Here is a 21407-nt window from a genome sequence, read left to right as displayed (position 1 = left end):
ATGAAGATACCGATCACCACCGATGTGCAGCGGCTTGCTGTGGAAAGCTTCCGTTCTTTTCTCGCGTCCGAGGTAGCACCCGTTGCCCGTCTGTTCGAGGGGCGTAGCCTGCCTGCGCTAAAACTGCGCGAACTCACCCAGGGCATTGCCGAGTTTGGCCTGCCCGGCGCCAGTATCGCCCAGGCCCTCGGCGGTATGGGACTGTCGGCGGAGACCGAGGCCCTGTTGTTTGAAGAACTCGGTGCGGTCTCCAGCGTGATTGCCGAGTGTGTACTCGGTAACCTGCTCGTCGCATCGGCGCTGGCCCACTTGCCACCGGGGCGGGATGCGTTGCGCAAGCGCTACCTGCCGGGCCTTTTGGCGGGGCGCGGTTTCGGTGGTTTCTGTGTGGAACAGGCGCAAGGCATCAGTGCCTGCCCGACTGACGACGGCTGGGTGATCAACGGTAATCACCAGTGGATTTGCAATGGTCGGTTCGCGGATGTCCTCATCACCCCGTTGCCAACCGACGACGGTGCCTGCTGTTACGTAGTGATGGAACGTGAACAGCATGGCTATGTATCAGGGAGCGACGCTGCATTCCCGCCACGAATGACACTCAGCAACGTGCGCTTGTCAGCCGATCTCAGCGACGCTCAGAAGCGCTCCGTTGCTCACGTGCTCGCAGGGATCAGCGCCCAGCGCCGATGACTGTTGGCTGTATTGCTTAAAGGTAGGCTGCCACAGTCTGGCAAGCCAGAATAAAAACGGTGGACTCGATCCACGCTTAAGGAATTCGTATGCGCTATTCACTTGCTGCACTTGCCACTGCCACTGCCATTGCCTTGTCCGCTGTTCCCTCCTGGGCGGCAGACGTTGCCTCCAGCAATTCGGCCAAGGCTGCCAGCCCGACTACGGTTGCGCTCAATCAGGCGGTGCTCAAGGCGTTGCCATTCGAGGATCGCGCTGATTATGAAGCCGCGCGCAAGGGCCTGGTCGCCGCCTTTGAGGGCGAGGTGAAAAATGCTGACGGCAAGACCGTGTGGGACACTCACCAATACGATTTTCTCAAGCAAGCGCAAGCACCGGATACGGTCAACCCCAGCCTCTGGCGTATCGCGCAGCTCAACGCCAACGCCGGTCTGTTCCAGGTCACCGACAAGGTTTACCAGATTCGCGGTATCGATCTGGCGAACATGACCATCATCGAAGGTGATGACGGCCTGATCATCATCGACCCGCTGTATGTAACCGAGACAGCCAAAGCAGGTCTCGACCTGTACTACCAGCATCGCCCGCGCAAGCCGGTGGTGGCGGTGATCTACAGCCATAGTCACATCGATCATTTCGGCGGCGTGCGCGGCGTGGTCGACGAGGCTGACGTCAAAGCCGGCAAGGTCCGTATCTATGCCCCGGACGGCTTCATGGAGCACGCGATCCAGGAGAACGTGCTGGCCGGCACGGCGATGTTTCGTCGCGGCATGTACCAGAGTGGCGGGGCGGTGCCCAGGACTGAACGCGGCCAGGTCGATACCGGGATCGGCAAGGGCGCGCCGATAGGCGGCACCATCAGCCTGATCGCGCCCACCGATTTGATCGTCCAGCCGCTGGAGCGCCATGACATTGCGGGTGTGCAGTTCGAGTTCCAGCTGACGCCAGGCACCGAGGCCCCTTCGGAGATGAATGTGTATTTGCCGCAACTGAAGGCACTGAGCATGTCCGAAAACGCGGTGATGTCGATGCACAACGTACTCACCCCGCGTGGTGCTGAAGTACGTGACGCCAAGGCCTGGTCGAAATTCATCGATGACAGCCTGGTGCGCTATGGCGACAAGGCCCAGGTCATGTTTGCCCAGCACAACTGGCCGACCTGGGGCGGCGAGGGCATTCGCAGCATGCTCGCCGACCAGCGCGACATGTACGCTTTCATCAACAACCGTACCTTGCACTTGCTCAACCAGGGCCTGACACCGCTGGAGATTGCCGACGCAGTGAAGAAGCTGCCCGGCGAACTCGACCATAAATGGTATGCCCGGGGCTACTACGGCACCTTGAGTTTCAACACCCGTGCGGTGTACCAACGCTACCTGGGCTTTTATGACGGCAACCCGGCCAACCTTGATCCGTTGCCGCCGGTGGAGTCCGGCAAGCACTATGTGCAAGCCATGGGCGGCGCCGAAAAGGTGCTGGAGCTGATGCGCACGGCAATGCAACAGGGCGACTATCGCTGGGCCGCACAGCTGGGTAATCACCTGGTCTTCGCCGAGCCTGACAACAAAGCCGCCCTGGAAGCCCAGGCCGACGCGCTGGAGCAGCTGGGTTACCGCAGCGAATCGGCGATCTGGCGCAACATGTACCTGACCGCAGTCCAGGAACTGCGCCAGCTCGCACCGCAACAGGGCGCCCGCGGCAGTGCCGACCTGGTGCGCGCGGCGACACCGACGATGTTCATGGATATCCTCTCGGTACGCATGGACTCGGACAAGGCTCAAGGGCATGATATGACCCTGAACTGGGACTTCGACGACCTCGACCAGCACTTCGCCCTGACCTTGCGCAACGGCGTACTGACCTATCGCGAGCACACACGCCATGCCCAGGCTGACGCTACTGTGAAAATGACTAAAGCCGTACTGGACCAGATCAGCCTGCGCCAGCTCGATTTCCCGACGGCGATCAAGCAGGGCGATATCAAGCTCGAGGGCGATGTCGACCGCTTCAAGGCGATGCTCGGCATGCTTGCCAGCTTTCAGCCGACGTTCAACGTCGTGACGCCCTGATCCATGGGGCGTCGCCTGGAAGCTTCGCCAAGCCACGAGGGGGCAGCCGCTCGTGGCCAGGGCAGCCATGGCAATATTGTCGTGGAAGTACCGACCAAACCGCGCAAGCGGCCGAAGCAGGCCCGCTCTGTCGCGCTGGTCGAGGCGTTGAAAACGGCCGGGCGTGAGATCCTCGAAGGAGAAGGGCGGGAGGCACTGTCGATCTACCGTCTTTCCGACTACTCCGGTGTGGCCATCAGTTCGATCTACGAGTATTTCCCCACCATTGAGTCACTGATCGGCGCGATATTCGAAGATTACCGCGCCGATACCCGCCTACAAGTGATCGCCAGCATTGAGGCGTTGCCGGCGTCGGCCACCCTCTATGACGGTATCGAAATCATCTTGCGCACCGGCCTTTCGGCCTTGCATCGCTGGATGCAGGTCGACTCCGAGCAGAGCATCAAGGCCGCCTACTACGGCGAGCTGGTGCGCCTGGAAATCGTCAAGCCGGAGCGCTTCTGGATCGCGATGGTCATTCCGGCGCTGGTGAAGCGCTTCTCCGACCAGGTGTTGGTGCGTGACCGTGAGAAGGCCGGCTTTCTTGCCTACCAGGCCGTCACTGCCTTGCCGCGAGCGTTGTTGATCGAAAAGCCGGAATACCTGATCGAGGACACTACGGTGCGCATGCTCGCGCGGATGATCCATGCGCTGCTGACCACGCAAGACCCGGAATAATCTCCCTCTGATAGCGGTTTTTTCAATAAAAAGCCAATTAAAACAATTACTTGTGTTTGTATTCTGGATTCTGGAATCCGGAAATGATTTTGCCTTTGCGCCCCCTAAACTGGGCCTGCCAACCGGTCGTTGCAGCGTCAAGGCCAAGGCGAGATCAACTGAATTCCAGGAGGCTGTCCCTTGAAAAAAACAATAGAAGAACAGGTCGATCTGCTGTTGAGCGATCCGGCTGCCCTGGTCGAGCATAGCTTGCAGAACTGGAAGCAATTACCTGCCGAGCAGATCAATGCATTGCAGCTGGCAGGCCTGAAACGCCGCTTCGGCGAAATGCGCAACCGCATTGCGGTGCTGAAGAAACTGGCGGACGCCGAAGGCATCGAGCAGATCGAACAGCTGGACGACGTGGTGCCCCTGTTGTTCGAGCACACCCTGTTCAAGTCATACCCGCCTTCATTGCTGGAAAAGAACAACTATTCGGCGATCAACAAGTGGCTGGGCAAGCTGGTGATTCCGGAACTGGCGGAACAGATTGCCGCCGTCGACGTCAGTGCCTGCAAAGGCCTGGACGACTGGTTCGAAACCCTCGACCGGGAAATCCCCGAGCTATGCCTGAGTCATACCTCCGGCACCTCCGGTACCTTGTCGTTTCTGCCTTGCAGCACCCGCGAGTTCGAAAAAGCCTCCGAAGTGCGCAAGCTGTATGCCTGGAACATGACCGGCGCAGACACCCCGGACCCGGACCTGCACACGGCCTACCCGTACTACAGCAAAGGCTATCTCAGTCATCTGCGCGGCATGGGCTCACTGGCTCGCGTGCTGCTGCCCGACCCATCACACTTTCATCCGGCCTATCCCTCGACGCTCTCCAGCGACGTACTGCGCCTGGGGGCAAGGCTGCGTGCAGCGCACAACAACGGCACGTTGGATCGCCTGGTGGTGGCCCCGGAGCTGCTGGCCAAGAAAAAGGCCTTCGACCAGCAGCAAGCAGAGATGCCGCAGCACCTGGCGACGTTCTTCGATGACATCGCTAACCGCCTCAAAGGCAAGCAGGTGTACATCGGCGGTACCTGGAACCTGTTGCACAACATGGCCAAGGCCGGTCTGGAGCGCGGCCTGGAGTCAGTGTTCCATCCCGATTCCTACATCATCACCACCGGTGGCGCCAAAGGTGTGGTGCCGCCAGACAACTGGCGCGAAGAGGTCATGCGCTTTACCGGGGTGAAGACGCTGCACGAGTCTTATGCGATGTCGGAAGTGGTCAGCGGTTCGCACCTTAAATGCGAGCAGGGCAACTACCACTTCTCGCACACCGCGATTCCGTTTCTGCTCGATCCTGAAACCAGCAAGCCGTTGCCACGCCAGGGGCGCCAGACCGGGCGTGCGGCGTTTTTTGATCTGGGCGCGGACATCCACTGGGGCGGTTTCATTACCGGTGACGAAATCACCATCGAGTGGGATCAGCCTTGCACCTGCGGACGTCACAGCCGCTATGTGGTGGGTGCGATCCAGCGCTACAGCGAAAAGAACGGCGGCGACGACAAGATCACCTGCGCGGCCTCCGAACAATCCCATCGCGAGGCGATGGACTTCCTCAACACCCTGGAGGGCTGAGCCATGTCCCACCCAATTGCGCCAATGATCATCCGTGGTCAAGTGATCACCGACAACCTGATTGAAGTGGGTGGCCGCGGTGGCGATCTAAGCTTCCTCACCCCCGATGCCAACAAATACATCGATCAGTTGCCCCTGGGCAACCCGGCCCGCCTGGCGGACCTGTACAGCTTGAGCTTCGAGGACATTCTCGACTATGCCGTAGCCCTCGGCGAACGCCTGGCGCTGGACAAAAACCGCTACCTGCAGGAAGCCTGCGAGCTGTCGTACCTGACCGCACCGACCACCCCGAGCATCGTCAAGGGCTCCTACATGGGCCTGCAGCACATGCTGTCGCGCGAATTCATCCGCGAAATGGCGGAAACCACGGTCGGTATCAAGTACCTGGAGGGCTGGGTGCCGCAGACACTGCTCGACGGCACCCGGCTGGAAGTGCGTTGCTTTGGCGCGCGGACCTTGCACATCGTGGCCGGCAATGCGGTGTCCCTGTCGTTGTGGACCATCATCCGCAACATGGTCCTGCGTAGCGATGCGATCATCAAGGCGCCGTCCAACGACCCGTTCACCGCGCTGGCCATCGCCCGTACCATGGTCGATATGGCCCCGGACCATCCGCTGACCAAGCACCTGAGTGTCGCTTACTGGAAGGGCGGCGACGAAGCGTTCGAACAACGCCTGTACCAGCCGCAGAACCTGGAAAAGATCGTCGCCTGGGGTGGTTTTGCCTCGATCAAGCATGTAACGCGCTACATTCAGCCGGGGCTGGAGCTGATTTCCCTGGACCCCAAGCGCAGCGCCAGCATCATCGGCAAAGACACCTTCGACAGCGAAGCGAGCATGCGCGAAGCCGCTGTGCGCCTGGCGGCCGATATCGGTGCGATCAACCAGAAGGGCTGCGTGTGCGCACGGGTGGTGTACGTGCAGAGCGGTACCGATGAGCAAGGTCTGGAGCGCCTCAACACCTTTGGTCAGTACGTCTATGACGCCATGATCGGCTTGCCCAATACCCTCAGTACCACGCCCAAGCGCTATGACCAGGGCCTCAAGGCCCATGTCGATGCACTACGACTCGATGACGAGTGGTACAAGGTCATCGGCGGCAAGGCCGGCGAGGGCGCGATCATCTGTTCGCAACTGCCTGAGCCGGTGTCGTTCGCCGCCAGTCTCGACGACCGCACCGCCAACCTGGTACCGGTCGACGACTTGAGCGAGATGATGAATGCGGTCGATGCCTACACCCAGACTGTCGGTGTCTATCCGGAAAGCATCAAGGACCAGCTCAAGGATGTGCTGCCGCTGTATGGCGCGCAACGCATCGTGTCACTGGGGTATGCCGCAGCAATGAAATTTGCCGCTCCACAGGACTCCATCGAACCGATGCGTCGCATGGGGAAATGGATCTCCAACCAGATCGCTGCGCCCGAAACCAGCGCCGCACCCTGGCTGCGCCCATCGATCTGACCCCTGCCAAGGAAAAAAGCCCGCAGTGTTTGCCCTGCGGGGTTTTGCTTACCCAGAATCCGGAGAGTTCTCATGACCACTTGTATCGGCTACGGCGTCCATGAAGCCAACGCCCCCCTTGCCCCTGTACGCTTCGATCGCCGTGCGCTGCGCGACGATGATGTGGCCATCGACATTGATTATTGTGGCGTCTGCCATTCCGACATGCACTACGTGCACAACGACTGGAAAAACACGCGCTTTCCCTGTGTCCCTGGCCATGAAATCGTCGGCCGGGTGACCGCCGTCGGTGCCGCCGTCAGCAGTTACCGCGCGGGCGATCGGGTCGCGGTCGGCTGCCTGGTCGACAGCTGTCAGCACTGCGAGGCCTGCGAACAGCACCAGGAGCCGCACTGCAGCCATGGTCCGACCCCGACCTACAACGGCCTGGACCGTATCAGCGGCGAAGTGACCCGCGGTGGCTATGCTCAGCACATCGTCGTGCGCGAGCAGTTCGTGCTGCGCGTACCGCAGGCGCTGGACCCACGTTTTACCGGGCCGCTGCTGTGCGCGGGCATCACGGTGTGGACACCCCTGCGCGAGCACGGGGTCAGGGCCGGTACGCGCCTGGCGGTCATCGGCCTGGGTGGGTTGGGGCACATGGCGGTGAAACTGGCCGTGGCCCTGGGCGCCACGGTCACAGTGATTACCACCTCGCCCGGCAAGGCCGACGATGCCCGTGCGCTGGGTGCCCACCATGTCTTGCTGTCCAGCGATGCGCAGGCCATGAAGGCGGCCGCCAGCAGTTTTGACCTGGTCCTCGACACCATCCCGCGCGGACACAATGTCAACCCTTACCTGATGCTGCTGGCCCGCAACGGCACACTGGTGCTGGTCGGCGCGCTGGAGCCACTGGAGCCTGTCCATGGCGCCTTGCTGGCCGTCAACAACCGCTCCATTGCCGGGTCTTTGATTGGTGGCCTGGAACAGACTCAGGAACTGCTGGATTTCTGCGCCGAGCACCAGGTGCTGCCGAGCTGCGAGATGATCCAGATCCAGGACATCAACCAGGCGTTCGCGCGTATGCACAAAAACGATGTGAAGTACCGTTTCGTCATCGACATGGCGTCGCTCAAGGACGTCAATATCGCCTGACGTGGCACCGTCGCGATGTTCTCTACGTTGCCTGCAAGCCCATGCCACCCCAAAACGGGAGGGGCGGTATGGGCGTGGTAACGGCATAAGGGGTGTTCACATGGACCCCGATGGAGAACAACAATGAAAGCAACATCGCGTGGGGCGCTTGGTACAGGCGCCTTTGCTATGGCCTGCCTGGCTGCGCTCATTCAGCCTGCCAGTGGCAGCTCAGCCCCGATCACGGCCGAATCGCCCACGATTGCCAGCGACCAGCAGGTAAGCGACGCCTATATCTATCTGCTCGGGCGCCTGCTGGTAATGCGCCAGCAGCAACTGGATTTTCAGGACGGCATGCAGTGGAACCAGCTAGTGCATCGCAAGCCTGGTGCGGTGGACTGGCCCAATCCCAACCTTGATGTAGCCTATTCGGAAGCCTGGGTGGCGGTGGATGAGCGCAGTTGCACGCAAGTCAGCGTGCCGAAAATTTCCGGTCGCTACTACACCGTGCAGTTTCTCAATGGCTGGGGGGAAACGCTGGCCAACATCAATGAGCGCACCTTCTCGGAACGTCCTGATGGGGACTTTGCGGTCTGTCTGCAGGGTGCCAAGGTCGATCTGCCGGCATCGGTCCAGCGCATTGACCTGCCCGTGCGTACGGCCCGGGTATTGACCCGCGTCGAGCTCGGTGATGACTGGAACAAGGCCGAACAGCTCCAGTCTCAATTCAGTCTGCGTCCCACGGGCACACCCGAACTGCCGCCTGTGCCCAAAGGCCTCGTGTTCGCATTGAACAAACTGCCAGGTGTGGAAGCGTTTGAAGCCGCCTCGCTGGCGCTGCAGGAACCGGACCTGAACCCTGGCATGCAAGCGCAGCAGGCTCAGGTACGGGCGATTGCCGAACAGCTCAGACACCCTGATCAGCGGGCGCGCATCGATCAGCAGATAAAGACCCAGGCATTCAATGACCTGGCCCGTGCCGCACCCACGCTGGGCCGTGGCGTCATCGGCAATGGCTGGGTGCGGCCCGCCGCCTCGGGCGCCTACGGTAGCGACTATCTTGCCCGTACCCTGGTCGATCTCGGGGGAATCTGGGCGAACACCCAGCAGGAGGTCAATTACTTCCGTAGCGCCCTGGACGTCGACGGCAAGGTGCTGGAAGGCGGGCAAAGTTATGCGCTGACTTTCCCGGGTGGTCAGCTTCCTTCGGGCTTTGCGCGCTATTTCTGGTCGGTCACGGCGGTTAACAGCAAAACCTTCAAAGTGCTGCCCAATGCACTCGACCGCTTCACCCTGAACAATCAATCGGACCTGAAACGTAACGCAGACGGGTCACTTACGCTGTATTTCGGGCCGAAACTTCCTCACGGTGCCCCACAGGGCAACTGGCTGCCGACCGTGGCGGACCAGTCGTTTCGTCTGATGTTGCGGTTCTACGGGCCTGAAGGTCCAGTGGCTGAAGGCAAGTACTTTCCGCCTGCACTGGTTCGCCTGTAACCCCCGTCAACCCTCTTGAGGACAACGATATGAACGAATTAAAAGTCATGCTGGTGGCGGGCGCCTTGCTGGCAGCCTGCTTGCCCACTGCCCATAGCCAGGCGTTGCCAGGCGCACCGGCAGTGGTTACGGTCGACAACTTCATCCGCGCCGAAACCGACCGCTATTTCGCCCTGACCATCGAACGGGCCGGTCTGGGGCGTTTCTTTCACTGGCGGGCGTTGATTCCCGCCGGGGCGAAAACCGTAGTGCGGCCAAACCGTGACACGCTGTATTCCACTGCCGTTTTTGATCTGGATGCCGGGCCGGTCACGCTGTCCTTGCCAGAGGCGGGCAAACGTTACCTGTCGTTGGCATTGATCAACGAGGATCATCATGTCGTCGGTGTTTACTACGGTGCCGGTGAACATACGGTCAGCCGTGAGCAGATCGGTACACGCTACGTCATGCTCGGGGTGCGGCTTCTGGTCGACCCTGCCGATCCTGCGGACCTGAGCCAGGTGCACGGACTGCAGGATGCCATTGCCGTCAGCCAGCCCGGTGGGCCCGGACGTTTCGAAGTACCAGACTGGGATGAGACCAGCAGGGCCAGAATGCGCGGTGCGTTGTCGGTCCTGGGGCAGTCGCTGAGTGATTCGCGGGGGATGTTCGGCAAACCCGGTGAGGTTGACCCGGTGCGCCATTTGATCGGCAGTGCGATGGCCTGGGGCGGCAATCCGCAACAGGACGCTTACTATCAGATCGTGACCCCGGCGCGCAACGACGGGGTGACACCCTATCGGCTGAATATCGGTGAAGTGCCGGTGCAGGGATTCTGGTCGATCAGTGTCTACGATGCTGATGGCCATTACCGGCCGAACCCGCAAGAGGCCTACACGCTGAACAACCTCACGGCGAAGAAAGGTGAGGGTGGGCGGGTTTCGGTGCAGTTTGGCGATTGCACGGCGGCAACGGTGAATTGCCTGCCGATTACGCCGGGCTGGAATTATATGGTGCGCTTCTATCTGCCGGAGCAGCCGGTACTCGATGGCCGTTGGACGCTGCCTGAGGCGCAGCCTGCCAGTTGATCGGGGGATGGGCTGTAACCAGCCCAAACCCAAACCCCAAAAAAAAGCCCCGATGCCCCCGCCTGACCAAGGACGGAAGGAGACATCAGGGCACAAAACGAAGGGGTAGTATCGATGATGCGCGACGCTTCAGGACACGCAACGGGCCTTGTCTTTCCAGTATTTCTCGCGCACCTGGCGACGCAGCACCTTGCCCACCACACTGACCGGAAGAGCGTCGACGAAGACGATGGATTTGGGGACCTTGAACCGGCCCAGACGACCTTTGACATGTTCGATCAGTGCCTGCGCCGACAGACTTTCACCGGCTTTTAGCACTACCTCGGCATGCACCGCCTCGCCCCATTCCTCATGGGGAATGCCAACCACCGCCGAGTTGGACACCGCAGGGTGGGCATTGAGCGCCGCTTCCACCTCAATGGCGTACACGTTGAAGCCACCGGTAATGATCATGTCTTTCTTGCGGTCGACCAGGAACAGAAAGCCCTGCGCGTCGATATAGCCCATGTCGCCGGACTTCCAGTAGCCGTTGTGAAACTCCGTGGCCGTACCCTGCGGGTTCTTGTAGTAACCCGCAATGGTGCCGCGCGAGCGCACCCACAGCTCGCCGGTGGTCCCCAGGGGTACCTCCTTGCCGTTGTCGTCGACAATCAGGATCTCCGCGCCCACGGCAATGCGCCCGGCCGACGACAGTTGCTGCTCGTTTTCGGTGAGGTGATCGGCCTTGCTCAACAGCGCAACGGCATGCAGGCTTTCGGTGGCGCCGTAGATCTGCATGAAAATATTGCCGAAGCGCTGTTGGGCCTGACGCAGTTTCGCCGGGCTCATGGGAGCGGCGCCGTAGGCCATGGTCTGCAGTGAAGACAGGTCGTAGTCCCTGGCTTCGGGCAACTCCAGCAGACGGTAGATCATGGTCGGCACCAGCAAGGTCATAGTGACCTTTTCGGCTTCGATGTTGCGGCACAGTTGCGCCAGGTCCGGAATGTTCTGGGTCAGGGTGCAACCACCGCGAAACAAGGTGGGCAACAGGCCCAGGCCGGAGCCGTGGCTGATGGGCGCCATGTGCAGGAAGCGGGTGTCTGGCTGATAAGGCTGTTCAGCCTCCAGGTACATCGAGTCACGCAGCGCCATCCAGTTGTCGAGGGTGTAGGCGGCGCACTTGCTCTGGCCGGTGGTGCCACCGGTGAAGCGGTAGACCAGCGCATCCCGTTGCATGTCGTTGTCGACGCCGGGGTTGTGATCCGGCACACCGTCGAGCAGGTCCCAGAAATACAGCAGCCCCTCCCGCGGGGTAGCCGGAGGGTCCATGCAGACAACGGTGATGCCCTGATCGTGGAGCAGGTCGAAGTATCGGTCGATCAGGGCGTTTTCGATGAACACCACTTTCGGGCGAATGAACTCCACCTGCCAGCGGTGTTCCTCGAAGGCGTCACGGTAGTTGGTGTAAGCCGCCGCTGCGTCGCCCTTGAGCGCTGTCCAGGCATGGAACAGCGCGATGTTGTCGTTTTCCAGAATGCACAGGTAGACATCGCCGCGGCGCAGTTCAAGGCGTTCGCGAAGCATGTTGACGATGCGATTGGTCAGCGCGTGCAGCTCTTTGAAGGTGTAGCGTCGATTGCGCTCGATGTTGACCAGGGCTTCCCGGTCGCCGAAACGCACGGCCAGGTTACCGACCGTGTGTGCGAAGTTCATTATTGTCATCGTTATTCTCCGTCCGGGCGTGTCGCTGCACGCCCGTTGCAATCATCATCGCACGATTATCACCGGCCCTATCCTGCGAATGCTCAGGCCTGTTGAGCCTTGATGGCCTGCAGGGCGGTGTCGATGAAAACCTTGACCTGCTGGTTGGCGTCGTCGCGGGTAACGGCGGTGCTCCAGTCGGTGATCTGCGCCAGATGGGCTTCGATGGCTTCCGGTGACAGTTCATCGCTGCCGATGTACACCGGCGCGGTCTCTTCCACGCGCAGGGCGGTGAACACCCCGGCGCCAGCGCCCAGGATCAGTTTGGTTGGCGCATTTTCGCTGACCAGGAACAACGCGCCCGGAGTAACCTGCTCAGGACGGCTGGCCGCCAGCAACTCGGCCGGCATCACATCTTCGGTCATGCGCGTGGCAGCCATCGGCGCCAGGGTATTGACCAGAATGTTGTTCTTGCGGCCCTCGATGGCGAGCATGTTCATCAGACCGACCACGGCCATTTTCGCTGCACCATAGTTGGCCTGGCCGAAGTTGCCAAACAGGCCTGCGGCGGAGGTGGTCATCAGGACGCGCCCGTAGTTCTGCTCGCGCATGACTTCCCACACTGCCTTGGTGCAGTGGATCGAGCCCATCAGGTGGACATTGATCACGGCATGGATGTCGGCCATCTCCATCTTGGCGAACGACTTGTCACGCAGAATGCCGGCGTTGTTGATCAGGATGTCGACGCGCCCGAAGGCGTCTATCGCCTGCCTGACCATGGCCTGAACCTGCTCGTAGTCCGCAACGTTTGCGCCGTTGGCGATAGCGGTGCCACCCGCCTGGCGAATTTCCTCAACCACAGACAGGGCGGCGTCCGACGAGCTGCCGGAGCCGTCGCGGCTGCCGCCGAAATCGTTGACGACTACCTTGGCGCCCAGGGCCGCGAGGTTCAGCGCGTGAACGCGGCCCAAGCCGTTGCCGGCGCCGGTGACGATGGCAACACGGTCATCGAAGCGAATGGTCATGGTGTTTTCCTCTTGTTATTGATGATAGGTGGCGAACGGCGGAGGAAGTGCGTGGTTTCCCCTGAGTCGCCGTTCCCCATAAAGATCAGGCGCGGCCGAAAATACCGACATGCTCGGTGGATTCTTCTACCCGCCAGAGACCGCCGCCGTTGCCTTGCAGGGCAATCCGTGCACCTTCCACCTGACGCGGGCCGCAGTTGCCGCGCAGTTGCTCGACCAGTTCGAAAATCTGCCCGATGCCCGTGGCGCCAATGGGGTGCCCCTTGGACTCCAGGCCACCGGAGGGGTTGACTGGCAGTCTGCCGCCAAGGGCGCTGTCGCCACGTTCGGCCATTATCCCGCTCATGCCAGGCTCACACAGGCCCAGGGCTTCAATGGCGAGCAGTTCACCGATGGCCGTGGCGTCATGGACTTCGGCCACATCGACATCCTGCGGGGCAATACCGGCCTGTTCGAAGGCGGCTTTGCCGGCCAGGTGGGTACAACCCTTGTCGAAATCATCGGCCGCGCGGGCGGAGGCGGAGCGCACCACGCTGGCGAGGACCTTGATCGCGCGGTTCTTGTCGAAACCGTATTTCTTCAGGGCCGACTCGGTGCAGAGAATCGCCGCAGCGGCGCCGTCGGAGATCGGCGAGCACATTGGCAGGGTGATCGGATAGGTGATCGGCGGCGCAGCGAGGATTTCCTCGATGCTCATGGCATTGCGGTACTGCGAGCGCTCATTGTGCACCGAATGACCGTGGTTCTTCGACGACACGGCGGCCAGCTGACGCTGGGTCACGCCATAACGCTCCATCAGGCCGCCACGGCCCAGGGCCGCATAGACGTCCATGAACGGGCTGTAGGGCTTTTCCGATTGCGAACCGGCGGGTGGAATCACGCCCTTGCCCATGGCAGCCAGGTACTGCTTGTTCTCTTCGAAGGTTTCAATGTCCCAGGCCGACTCGAACGCCGAGAACATTTTGGCCTTGTCGCTGTAGAACATTTTCTCCGCACCAACGGCCAGAGCGACCTCGGCGGCACCGGCTTGCAGCTGGGTCACCGCCAGGTTGAAGGCATGGCTGGAAGACGCGCAGGCACCTTCGATGTTGAAAATCGGGATGCCGTCCAGGCCCAGCGGCAGCAATGCCACCTGACCACGGATCATGTGCTGGCCATCGAAGTGGCCCTGGGTGCAGTTGCCGAAGAAGCCGACCTGGACCCACTTGCGGTCACAACCGGCGTCTTTGAGCGCATCCTCCACCGCCCAGGCGGTGAGTTGCTTGATGCTCTTGTCGATGTGGCGGCCGAAGGCGGTCATGCCGACGCCGACGATGTATACGTTTTCCATCGTTGCCTCGAATTGTTCAGAAATCAGGAGGGAAGGGCGACCGACTCAGTAGCCTTTGAAGTCAGGTTTGCGCTTTTCGGCGAATGCGCGCACGCCTTCGGCCATGTCGTAGGAGCGCTGGTGGTTGCGCAGCTCCAGCAGTTCCTGGCGCAGGGCGTCGGCACGCGATTTGTCGGCGGCGTCGTTGGCGACTTTCTTCATTTTGCGCAGCACCAGCGGGCTTTTCCCGGCCAGTTTGTCGCCCAGGGCCTGAACACGCGCGAGCAGCTCGGCGTCGGCAACCACTTCACTGACCAGGCCGTAAAGCTTCATGTCTTCGGCGGGCAGGGCGTCGCCGGTGAACAGCATGTACTTGGCGATGTTCTCCGGGATCTTGCGCGGCAGTACCGCGGCGCCACCACCGCCAGGGAACACCCCGAAGTTGGAGTGGGCATCGCCAAAACGGGCACTCTGGGCGGCAATCACCAGGTCGCAGCACAGTACGGTTTCCAGGCCGCCAGCGAGGGCCAGACCGTTGACGGCGGCGATGACCGGCTTGGGAAAGGCGCGCAGGGCATCGAAAAACGTCACGATGGTGTCCAGCAGGTCTTTTTCGCCGGGAAGCGGGGTGCCACCGGCCTTGAGGTCGGCGCCGGCGCAAAAGGCGCTGCCGGTGGCGGTCAGGGCGATCACACGCACCTGGTTGTCGTTCTCCCAGGCGTGCAGGCGGGCGGTCATGGCCTCCAGCATTTCACGGTTCAGGGCATTCATGGCTTTCGGGCGGGTCAGGGTTATCCACCCCACCTGGCCTTTGATTTCAAAAGAAACGGACTCGCTCATCTTCAATCCTCAATCACGCTGCAATTGACGTTTCTGTCTGAATTGGAAGTTACGCGAGTGTCCCGGCGCCCCACCCCCCCCCTTGCGGACGGGGGCACCCACCCGGGTGTCTGTAGCAGGATGCGGGCGACATCCAGGCAACAATGCCAAGGGCGGAGACTCTAATAATGCATACAAATGTCATCAACGCCGGCGATCTGCTGGTCGCCACCAAGTTCTCGCCACCGCGCCTGAACGCCCGGCACATTGTCCGTAGCCAGCTGCTGAGTCGCCTGCGCGAGTCACAGCCGTGCAGCGCAACGCTGATTACCGGGGGGGCAGGCTTTGGCAAGACCATCCTGCTCGCGCAGTGGCGCCTGGAGCTGATGAAGGCCGGGCTGGACGTGGCCTGGATCTCGTTCAGCCTCGACGACCGGCAGTTCGGCAGCTTCCTCTCGTATTTGCTCGAGGCGTTGCAGCGTCTGGGGATTGCCGTCGAACAGGACTGGCTGCACAGCGATGGCAGCGAGCAATCGATCAACACCCTGATCGCCATCGTTACCCATGCCGCGCAAGGTATCGACAAAGAACTGCATCTGCTGATGGATGACTTTCATCATGTGGAGTCGTCAGCGGCGCACCGCTTGATGCAGAAGCTGTTGGACCATTGCCCGGCCAACCTGCACATTACCCTTGCTTCCCGGTCGACGCCGGCATTGAGCCTGGGTCGCTTGCGCATGCAGGGGTATGTGGTCGAGATCGATACCGTCGAACTGCCGTTCGACACCGACGAAACCCGTGACTTTTTCAAACAGAACCTCAGCACGCTGGTACTGAGCGCTGACGAAGAACGCCTGATCCATGACTTGACCAGCGGTTGGCCGGCGAGCTTGCAGCCGATTGCAACCATGTTGCGGGTGCGACCGAGCAAGCGTGCGCACCTGCGTTCGATTCTGCGCAACTCGGCGGACCTGCAGGCCTACCTGGCCGAAGATGTGCTTGTCTGCCTGTCGCCGGAACTGCTGGATTTTATGGAAAAAGTCTCGATACTGCGGCGTTTCAACGCCGACCTTGGGGCTTTCGTCAGTGCCAACCACCACGCTCCGGAGATGATCAAGCGTGCTGAAGACGAGAACCTTTTGATCTACCGGATCGAATCGGATGACAGCACCCCGTGGTACCGCTTCCACCCCTTGTTCGGTGAGTTTCTCACCCAGCGTCTGGCGGCCCGCGGTGAGGGTGCGGTACAGGCACTGCATCGCCGCGCGAGCCAGTGGTTCGCCGAGCATGAGTATCTGGTCGAGGCAGTGCGCCACGCCAACCTCGGCGGGGATCGCGACTACGCGATCAAGGCGATGGAGGAGGCGGCGTCGACGACCTGGAGCATGGCCTATGTCAGCCCGATGTTGAGCCTGCTTGAGCGTCTGCCGCAGGACACTCTGTTTGCCCGTCCGCAGCTCTTCATCATGGGCTGCCTGACCTATGCCTTCACCGCCCGGCCGGAAAAAGCCCAGCGCTGGCTTGAGCAGATGCGCCGCAGCGATGCGGCGCGTAATCCGGCGATCTCCTCGAAACTGGTCCTGGCCGACGCGGCCATCGCCCTCCAGCTTGATCAGCCACGGCGAGTCATCAGCTTGCTGGAAGCAGCCCACCAGACACCTCTGGAGAACCGCTCGTTGCGCTATATCAGTTTCTCCGGGCTGGCCACTGCCTACCTGTCCGTGGGCCGTGCAGCGGATGCCCGCAAACTCCATGAACAGTACCCGATTGACCTGCAAGACCGTGCCAACGACATGGCCATGGTATTTGAAAGTACGCAGGCCCTGGCCCGGCTCAAGGAAGGCAATGCCCGCCAGGCCTTGAGCATCGGCGAGCAGGTGATCGCCCGCGCCGAGGAGGCTTACGGGCGCGGCTCGGTGTCTGCCAACCTGTGCGCGGCCACGCTGTGCGATGCCTATTACGAACTGGACCAGCTGGATGACGCTTTGCGCGTACTGGCCAATCGCAGCGGCATTTTGCGCTCTTCCATGCCGGATGTGATGATCCGCGCTTCGCTCTGTCGTGCGCGTATTACCCTGCAGCAAGATTCACCCCAGGCAGCGCTGAGCTTTCTCGACACCCAGGGCGCACATTTTCAGGTGCTGGAGCTGGACCGTTTGTTGGCATTGATTCTGGCCGAGCAGGTGCGCGTGTTGGTGCTGCAAGGTGAAAGCCGCCGCGCCGCCGAGGTGGCAGGACGCCTGACGAGCCTGGCCGGCGCACAGCGCCCGAATGCTGAAACCCGCGAGGAGATCAACTACCTGGTGGCATTGTCCCGGGTACGTCTGGCGCTGGCCGCGCAGGACGGGCAATCGGCACTGGACGCGCTTACGGCCATTCATACCCACGTCGAGCAGTCGGCCCGTGGCCGCAGCTGGGTCAGGGCGCACCTGCTCAGCGCGCAGGCCCATGCCCTGCTGGGGCAGACAGACGCGGTGCTGGTGAGCCTGCAGGCGGCGCTGGCATCTGGCGTGAGGATGGGCTTGGTGCGCACCTTGCTTGATGAGGGCCAAGGCGTGCTCGACTTGCTCGCCGCGCACCTGGAAGCCATCAACCCGGCGCCTGCCGTTGCCGAGTATGTACAGACGCTGCTCAATCGCAAGGCGCCCGTGCACGCGCCGGCACCACTGGCGTGTGCGAGCAGGAGTCGGGTCGATTCGCCACGGGCCAGTCTGACTCCGCGCGAGCTGGAAATTCTCGGGCTGGTGGCCCAGGCGATGTCGAACAAACGCATCGCCCTGACCCTCAATATCACCTTCGGCACGGTGAAATGGAACGTCAAGAACATCCTCGCCAAACTCGGCGTGTCGAGCCGCTATGCAGCGATCACCCTGGCCCGCCAGCAAGGTCTGCTCGAGTAGCGGGATGCTGACAACGGCCGTTACGCCCTCCCGAGAGGATAGGCGCGTGCGGCCCTTGTCAGCCGCCATGCTCAGGTCAGCTTCGACTATCCGACCCGGTTCAAGAGGAAGACCATGAGCGATACATCTGCAGTATTCCTGAGCGAGCAGGAAATCATGATCCGTGATGCCGCCCGCAAGGTGGCGCAAGAAGTGGTGGGCGCTACGGCAGCCGAGCGCGACCGAACGGGAGCCTGGCCACACGCGGAGCTCAAAGCGGTGGCTGAGCTCGGCTTTCTGGGCATGCACATTCCAGAGGCATCGGGTGGTGCCGGGATGTCCTTTCCCGAATATTGCCTGTGCATCGAGGAGTTCGCGGCGGCGGACGCCGGTTTCGCCACCATCCTTCATGTGCACAACGGCATGGCCGACATGCTTCACCGTTTTGGCACCCAAGCGCAAAAGGACCGCTACCTGGCCGGGATGATTTCCGGCGAGCTGATCGCTGCGGGCTTGCTCACCGAGCCACAGGCCGGTTCCGACACCTCGGCATTTCGCACCACGGCTCGCCGCGAAGGCGACCACTATGTGCTCAACGGCAGCAAACAATTCATCTCCAACGGCAACGAAGCCGGTATCGCCTTCGCCATTGCCGCGAGCACCGAGACTGCGGAGGGGCGCAAAGGCCCGAGCATGTTCATCATCGATCCACGCGAGCCTGGCTACATCGTCACCCGGGTTGAAAGCAAGATGGGCCAGCGCTCCGCGCACGTCGCTGCGATCCAGCTGGACAACTGCCGGGTGCCGGCGCAGAACCTGCTGGCAGAAGAAGGGACGGCATACAAGCGCCTGATGGCGACGCTGTCCGAAGGCCGCATCGGCATCGCCGCCGTTGCTGTGGGTGCCGCCCGTGCCGCGCTGGAGGCTGCGGTCAAGTATGCCCAGGAGCGTGAGGCCTATGGCGCGCCGATCATCAACCTGCAAGGCGTGGCATTCGATCTGGCCGACATGGCCACTCAGTTCGAAGTGGCACAACACTACATGCTGCACGCCGCGCGGCTGCACGGTGCCGGTGTGCCCTGCGCCAAAGAGGCGTCGATTGCCAAGCTGTTCGCCAGTGAAATGGCCGAGAAGGTCTGCTCCGAGGCGCTGCAGATTCACGGTGGCTACGGCTACCTGAGTGACTTCCCGGTTGAGCGGTACTGCCGTGATGTGCGGGTGACCAAGATTTATGAGGGAACCAGTCATATCCAGAAAGTAATCATTGCCCGCAACCTGTAGGCCAGGCGGCCTGTCGACCTGGGTACGGCCCGCATATGCTGGCCGATGCCCCTTGAGGAGGGAAGGGACATGACTGAGAGTGCAGTGCTTTATGAACGGATCGGCAAGACAGCGCTGATCACCTTGAACCGGCCGCAGAAAAGGAACGCCTTCGAGGCGGCCATCAACGATGCTTTGCCCGCAGCAGTAATGAAGGCGCGCGACGATAGTGCCGTGCGCTCCGTTGTGCTGACCGGGGCGGGGGCCACATTCTGTTCCGGCTTCGACCTGGGTAGCCTGGACCCCGGCGAGGACCCGGCATTTGCCGGGCGCGCGCTGGTACAGGGTTTTCATCAATGGTTCGGCAGCTTTGCCGATATGCCCAAACCGGTCATTGCTGCCGTCGATGGTGCAGCTGTCGGTGCCGGCTTTTCCCTGGCCCTGGCTGCGGACTTCATGTTTGTCACGCCGCAGGTAAGGCTGTTGCCGACGTTTCTCAGCCTCGGCCTGGTGCCGGACCTGTCGATGCTGTATGTGCTGCCGCGCCTGGTCGGGCTGGCAAAAGCCAAGGAGCTGATCTTTTGCGCCCGTGCGCTAGATGCACAACAGGCATTGGCACTTGGCCTGGCGCAGGTGATCATTCCTCGAGAGCAATTGCTTGAGAGTGCCTTGCAGTTTGCCCGGCAGTTCGATGAAGCACCCGCGGATGCGCTCGGTATGGCCAAGACCTTGCTCAACCGTGCCTTTGAGACCGATCGCCCGGCGATGACCGAGTTCGAAGCCAGCGCGCAGTCGATGTGCGGCGCCAGCCGCTACCATGCCGAAGCCGTACGGCGCTTTCTCGGTAAAGAGGGTTTGTCCTACCGGGGGGCGGTGCTACCGCCGCCGTAAGCCCCAAATAGGGAGGGGCCGAGCGCATGAGCGTGCACCTATCCTTGAGACTCACCGCCTGCCGCCCGTCATGATCCGGCGCACACGCCCCTGAAGGCCGGCAGACTATCCAACGCTGAGGAGTAAGACATGAGGCAGAAAGTCGTCATCGCGGGTGTCGGTATGATTCCCTTCGTCAAACCTGGCCAGAGCGAGACCTACGCAGTCATGGGTGAACAGGCCGTGCGTCTGGCCCTGGCCGATGCCGGGGTTGGCTACGAGTCAGTGCAGCAGGCCTATGCCAGCTTTGTGTTCGGCGACTCCACCTGCGGTCAGCGCGTTCTCTACAACGTCGGCATGACCGGTATCCCGGTGATCAACGTCAACAACAATTGCGCCAGTGGTTCTACCGCGCTGTTCCTGGCCAATCAGGCGATTGCCAGCGGCATGGTCGACATCGTCCTGGCGTTCGGCTTCGAGCAAATGATTCCCGGCGCCATCGGTAGTGCCTTCCCCGATCGTCCGAGCCCGTTGGAGCTTTTTCTGGATCAATGCGACGAAGCGATTCCTGGCGCGTCGCAGATCCCGGCCGCGCTGCGCATATTCGGTAGCGCCGGGGTGGAGCACATGAAACGCTTCGGCACGCCGCTGGAAACCTTCGCCAAGATCCGCGCCAAGGCCAGCCGTCACGCTGCCAACAACCCCAAGGCGGTATTCCGCAAGGTGATCACCACCGAAGAAGTCATGGCCGATCAGGTGGTCTGGCCTGAGGTCATGACCCGCTTGATGGCCTGCCCGCCGACCTGCGGCGCCGCAGCGGTGGTGCTGTGCAGTGAAGCCTATGCATTGAAACATGGTCTGGACCGTAGCGTGTCGATTGCCGGTCAGGCCTTGACTACCGACGGCGCGGAAACCTTCAAGTCCGGCGACATGCGCGATGTTGCCGGGTTTTCGATGTCACGGGCGGCGGCGCAGCAGGCTTATGAAATGGCCGGCATCGGTGCTGAAGACGTGCACGTGGTTGAACTGCACGACTGCTTTGCCCAGAACGAGCTGTTGACCTATGAATCGCTTGGCCTGTGCCCGGAAGGCGGGGCGCAGAAATTTGTCGACGATGGTGACAATACCTATGGCGGCCAGTACGTAGTCAACCCGTCCGGCGGCCTGCTTTCCAAAGGCCACCCGATCGGTGCTACGGGCCTGGCGCAGTGCACCGAGCTGGTCCAGCAACTGCGTGGCCGCGCCGAACAGCGCCAGGTAGAAGGCGCACGGATCGCCCTGCAACACAACGTCGGCATCGGTGGCGCCTGCGTCGTCACCCTGTACCGCAAAGACTGACA

The 21407-nt window shown here is 61.6% G+C and carries 16 protein-coding genes; 12 read left to right on the top strand and 4 right to left on the bottom strand.

What is annotated here, in order from left to right; translation table 11 throughout:
- The 8 genes from DM813_RS21590 (at position 1) to DM813_RS21555 (ending at position 10225) form a co-directional block, all read left to right on the top strand.
- Positions 1 to 690, top strand: coding sequence for an acyl-CoA dehydrogenase family protein (locus DM813_RS21590; protein ID WP_128325437.1), 690 nt, complete (start codon positions 1 to 3; stop codon positions 688 to 690).
- Between the two features lie 89 nt (positions 691 to 779).
- Positions 780 to 2759 (top strand): alkyl/aryl-sulfatase, encoded by a 1980-nt coding sequence (locus DM813_RS21585; RefSeq protein WP_128325436.1) that lies wholly within the window; start codon positions 780 to 782, stop codon positions 2757 to 2759.
- A gap of 3 nt (positions 2760 to 2762) precedes the next feature.
- The gene (locus DM813_RS21580) at positions 2763 to 3476 is read left to right on the top strand and encodes a TetR/AcrR family transcriptional regulator (RefSeq protein WP_128325435.1); all 714 of its coding nucleotides are present in this window, start codon (positions 2763 to 2765) and stop codon (positions 3474 to 3476) included.
- A 180-nt stretch (positions 3477 to 3656) separates the two neighbouring features.
- Positions 3657 to 5087 (top strand): hypothetical protein, encoded by a 1431-nt coding sequence (locus DM813_RS21575; RefSeq protein ID WP_128325434.1) that lies wholly within the window; start codon positions 3657 to 3659, stop codon positions 5085 to 5087.
- A gap of 3 nt (positions 5088 to 5090) precedes the next feature.
- Positions 5091 to 6548 (top strand): acyl-CoA reductase, encoded by a 1458-nt coding sequence (locus tag DM813_RS21570; RefSeq protein ID WP_128325433.1) that lies wholly within the window; start codon positions 5091 to 5093, stop codon positions 6546 to 6548.
- Between the two features lie 72 nt (positions 6549 to 6620).
- On the top strand, positions 6621 to 7682 hold the full coding sequence (locus tag DM813_RS21565) for an NAD(P)-dependent alcohol dehydrogenase (protein ID WP_128325432.1): 1062 nt from the start codon (positions 6621 to 6623) through the stop codon (positions 7680 to 7682).
- Positions 7683 to 7805: 123 nt separating this feature from the next.
- On the top strand, positions 7806 to 9158 hold the full coding sequence (locus DM813_RS21560) for a DUF1214 domain-containing protein (protein ID WP_128325431.1): 1353 nt from the start codon (positions 7806 to 7808) through the stop codon (positions 9156 to 9158).
- 29 nt (positions 9159 to 9187) lie between these two features.
- A complete protein-coding gene (locus DM813_RS21555; protein WP_128325430.1) occupies positions 9188 to 10225 on the top strand; it encodes a DUF1254 domain-containing protein in 1038 nt (345 codons plus the stop codon).
- A gap of 129 nt (positions 10226 to 10354) precedes the next feature.
- Here the strand turns inward: DM813_RS21555 and DM813_RS21550 are convergent, their stop codons facing one another.
- The 4 genes from DM813_RS21550 to DM813_RS21535 all read right to left on the bottom strand — a co-directional run bounded on the left by DM813_RS21550 (position 10355) and on the right by DM813_RS21535 (position 15079).
- Positions 10355 to 11917 carry an AMP-binding protein gene (locus DM813_RS21550; protein ID WP_128325429.1) on the bottom strand — a complete coding sequence of 521 codons (1563 nt, stop codon included), beginning with the start codon at positions 11915 to 11917 and terminating at the stop codon, positions 10355 to 10357.
- A gap of 92 nt (positions 11918 to 12009) precedes the next feature.
- Positions 12010 to 12930 (bottom strand): SDR family NAD(P)-dependent oxidoreductase, encoded by a 921-nt coding sequence (locus DM813_RS21545; protein ID WP_128325428.1) that lies wholly within the window; start codon positions 12928 to 12930, stop codon positions 12010 to 12012.
- 85 nt (positions 12931 to 13015) lie between these two features.
- On the bottom strand, positions 13016 to 14260 hold the full coding sequence (locus DM813_RS21540) for a thiolase family protein (RefSeq protein WP_128325427.1): 1245 nt from the start codon (positions 14258 to 14260) through the stop codon (positions 13016 to 13018).
- A 45-nt stretch (positions 14261 to 14305) separates the two neighbouring features.
- Positions 14306 to 15079 carry an enoyl-CoA hydratase/isomerase family protein gene (locus tag DM813_RS21535; protein WP_128325426.1) on the bottom strand — a complete coding sequence of 258 codons (774 nt, stop codon included), beginning with the start codon at positions 15077 to 15079 and terminating at the stop codon, positions 14306 to 14308.
- 167 nt (positions 15080 to 15246) lie between these two features.
- On the opposite strand from DM813_RS21535, the gene DM813_RS21530 reads away from it, so the two are divergent.
- The 4 genes from DM813_RS21530 (at position 15247) to DM813_RS21515 (ending at position 21405) form a co-directional block, all read left to right on the top strand.
- On the top strand, positions 15247 to 17958 hold the full coding sequence (locus DM813_RS21530; protein WP_128325425.1) for a LuxR C-terminal-related transcriptional regulator: 2712 nt from the start codon (positions 15247 to 15249) through the stop codon (positions 17956 to 17958).
- A gap of 114 nt (positions 17959 to 18072) precedes the next feature.
- Positions 18073 to 19218, top strand: coding sequence for an acyl-CoA dehydrogenase family protein (locus tag DM813_RS21525; RefSeq protein ID WP_128325424.1), 1146 nt, complete (start codon positions 18073 to 18075; stop codon positions 19216 to 19218).
- 69 nt (positions 19219 to 19287) lie between these two features.
- Complete coding sequence (locus DM813_RS21520) at positions 19288 to 20088, top strand: enoyl-CoA hydratase/isomerase family protein (RefSeq protein WP_128325423.1); 801 nt, start codon at positions 19288 to 19290, stop codon at positions 20086 to 20088.
- 129 nt (positions 20089 to 20217) lie between these two features.
- The gene (locus DM813_RS21515; protein ID WP_128325422.1) at positions 20218 to 21405 is read left to right on the top strand and encodes a lipid-transfer protein; all 1188 of its coding nucleotides are present in this window, start codon (positions 20218 to 20220) and stop codon (positions 21403 to 21405) included.
- The last annotated feature ends 2 nt before the right edge of the window (positions 21406 to 21407 follow it).

This window comes from Pseudomonas alkylphenolica, assembly GCF_004025535.1.
Classification (GTDB): Bacteria; Pseudomonadota; Gammaproteobacteria; order Pseudomonadales; family Pseudomonadaceae; genus Aquipseudomonas; species Aquipseudomonas alkylphenolica_A.
Note: the sequence above shows the minus strand (reverse complement) of the source record. Positions and strands in the feature narration are given on the sequence as shown.

What these genes read in the sequence shown, in the direction of transcription:
- DM813_RS21550 (WP_128325429.1), bottom strand. Translation starts at nt 11,917, where the DNA reads ATGAACTTCGCACACACGGTCGGTAACCTGGCCGTGCGTTTCGGCGAC.
- DM813_RS21545 (WP_128325428.1), bottom strand. Translation starts at nt 12,930, where the DNA reads ATGACCATTCGCTTCGATGACCGTGTTGCCATCGTCACCGGCGCCGGC.
- DM813_RS21590 (WP_128325437.1), top strand. Translation starts at nt 1, where the DNA reads ATGAAGATACCGATCACCACCGATGTGCAGCGGCTTGCTGTGGAAAGC.
- DM813_RS21530 (WP_128325425.1), top strand. Translation starts at nt 15,247, where the DNA reads ATGCATACAAATGTCATCAACGCCGGCGATCTGCTGGTCGCCACCAAG.
- DM813_RS21560 (WP_128325431.1), top strand. Translation starts at nt 7,806, where the DNA reads ATGAAAGCAACATCGCGTGGGGCGCTTGGTACAGGCGCCTTTGCTATG.
- DM813_RS21535 (WP_128325426.1), bottom strand. Translation starts at nt 15,079, where the DNA reads ATGAGCGAGTCCGTTTCTTTTGAAATCAAAGGCCAGGTGGGGTGGATA.
- DM813_RS21540 (WP_128325427.1), bottom strand. Translation starts at nt 14,260, where the DNA reads ATGGAAAACGTATACATCGTCGGCGTCGGCATGACCGCCTTCGGCCGC.
- DM813_RS21565 (WP_128325432.1), top strand. Translation starts at nt 6,621, where the DNA reads ATGACCACTTGTATCGGCTACGGCGTCCATGAAGCCAACGCCCCCCTT.
- DM813_RS21570 (WP_128325433.1), top strand. Translation starts at nt 5,091, where the DNA reads ATGTCCCACCCAATTGCGCCAATGATCATCCGTGGTCAAGTGATCACC.
- DM813_RS21555 (WP_128325430.1), top strand. Translation starts at nt 9,188, where the DNA reads ATGAACGAATTAAAAGTCATGCTGGTGGCGGGCGCCTTGCTGGCAGCC.
- DM813_RS21520 (WP_128325423.1), top strand. Translation starts at nt 19,288, where the DNA reads ATGACTGAGAGTGCAGTGCTTTATGAACGGATCGGCAAGACAGCGCTG.
- DM813_RS21585 (WP_128325436.1), top strand. Translation starts at nt 780, where the DNA reads ATGCGCTATTCACTTGCTGCACTTGCCACTGCCACTGCCATTGCCTTG.
- DM813_RS21515 (WP_128325422.1), top strand. Translation starts at nt 20,218, where the DNA reads ATGAGGCAGAAAGTCGTCATCGCGGGTGTCGGTATGATTCCCTTCGTC.
- DM813_RS21580 (WP_128325435.1), top strand. Translation starts at nt 2,763, where the DNA reads ATGGGGCGTCGCCTGGAAGCTTCGCCAAGCCACGAGGGGGCAGCCGCT.
- DM813_RS21525 (WP_128325424.1), top strand. Translation starts at nt 18,073, where the DNA reads ATGAGCGATACATCTGCAGTATTCCTGAGCGAGCAGGAAATCATGATC.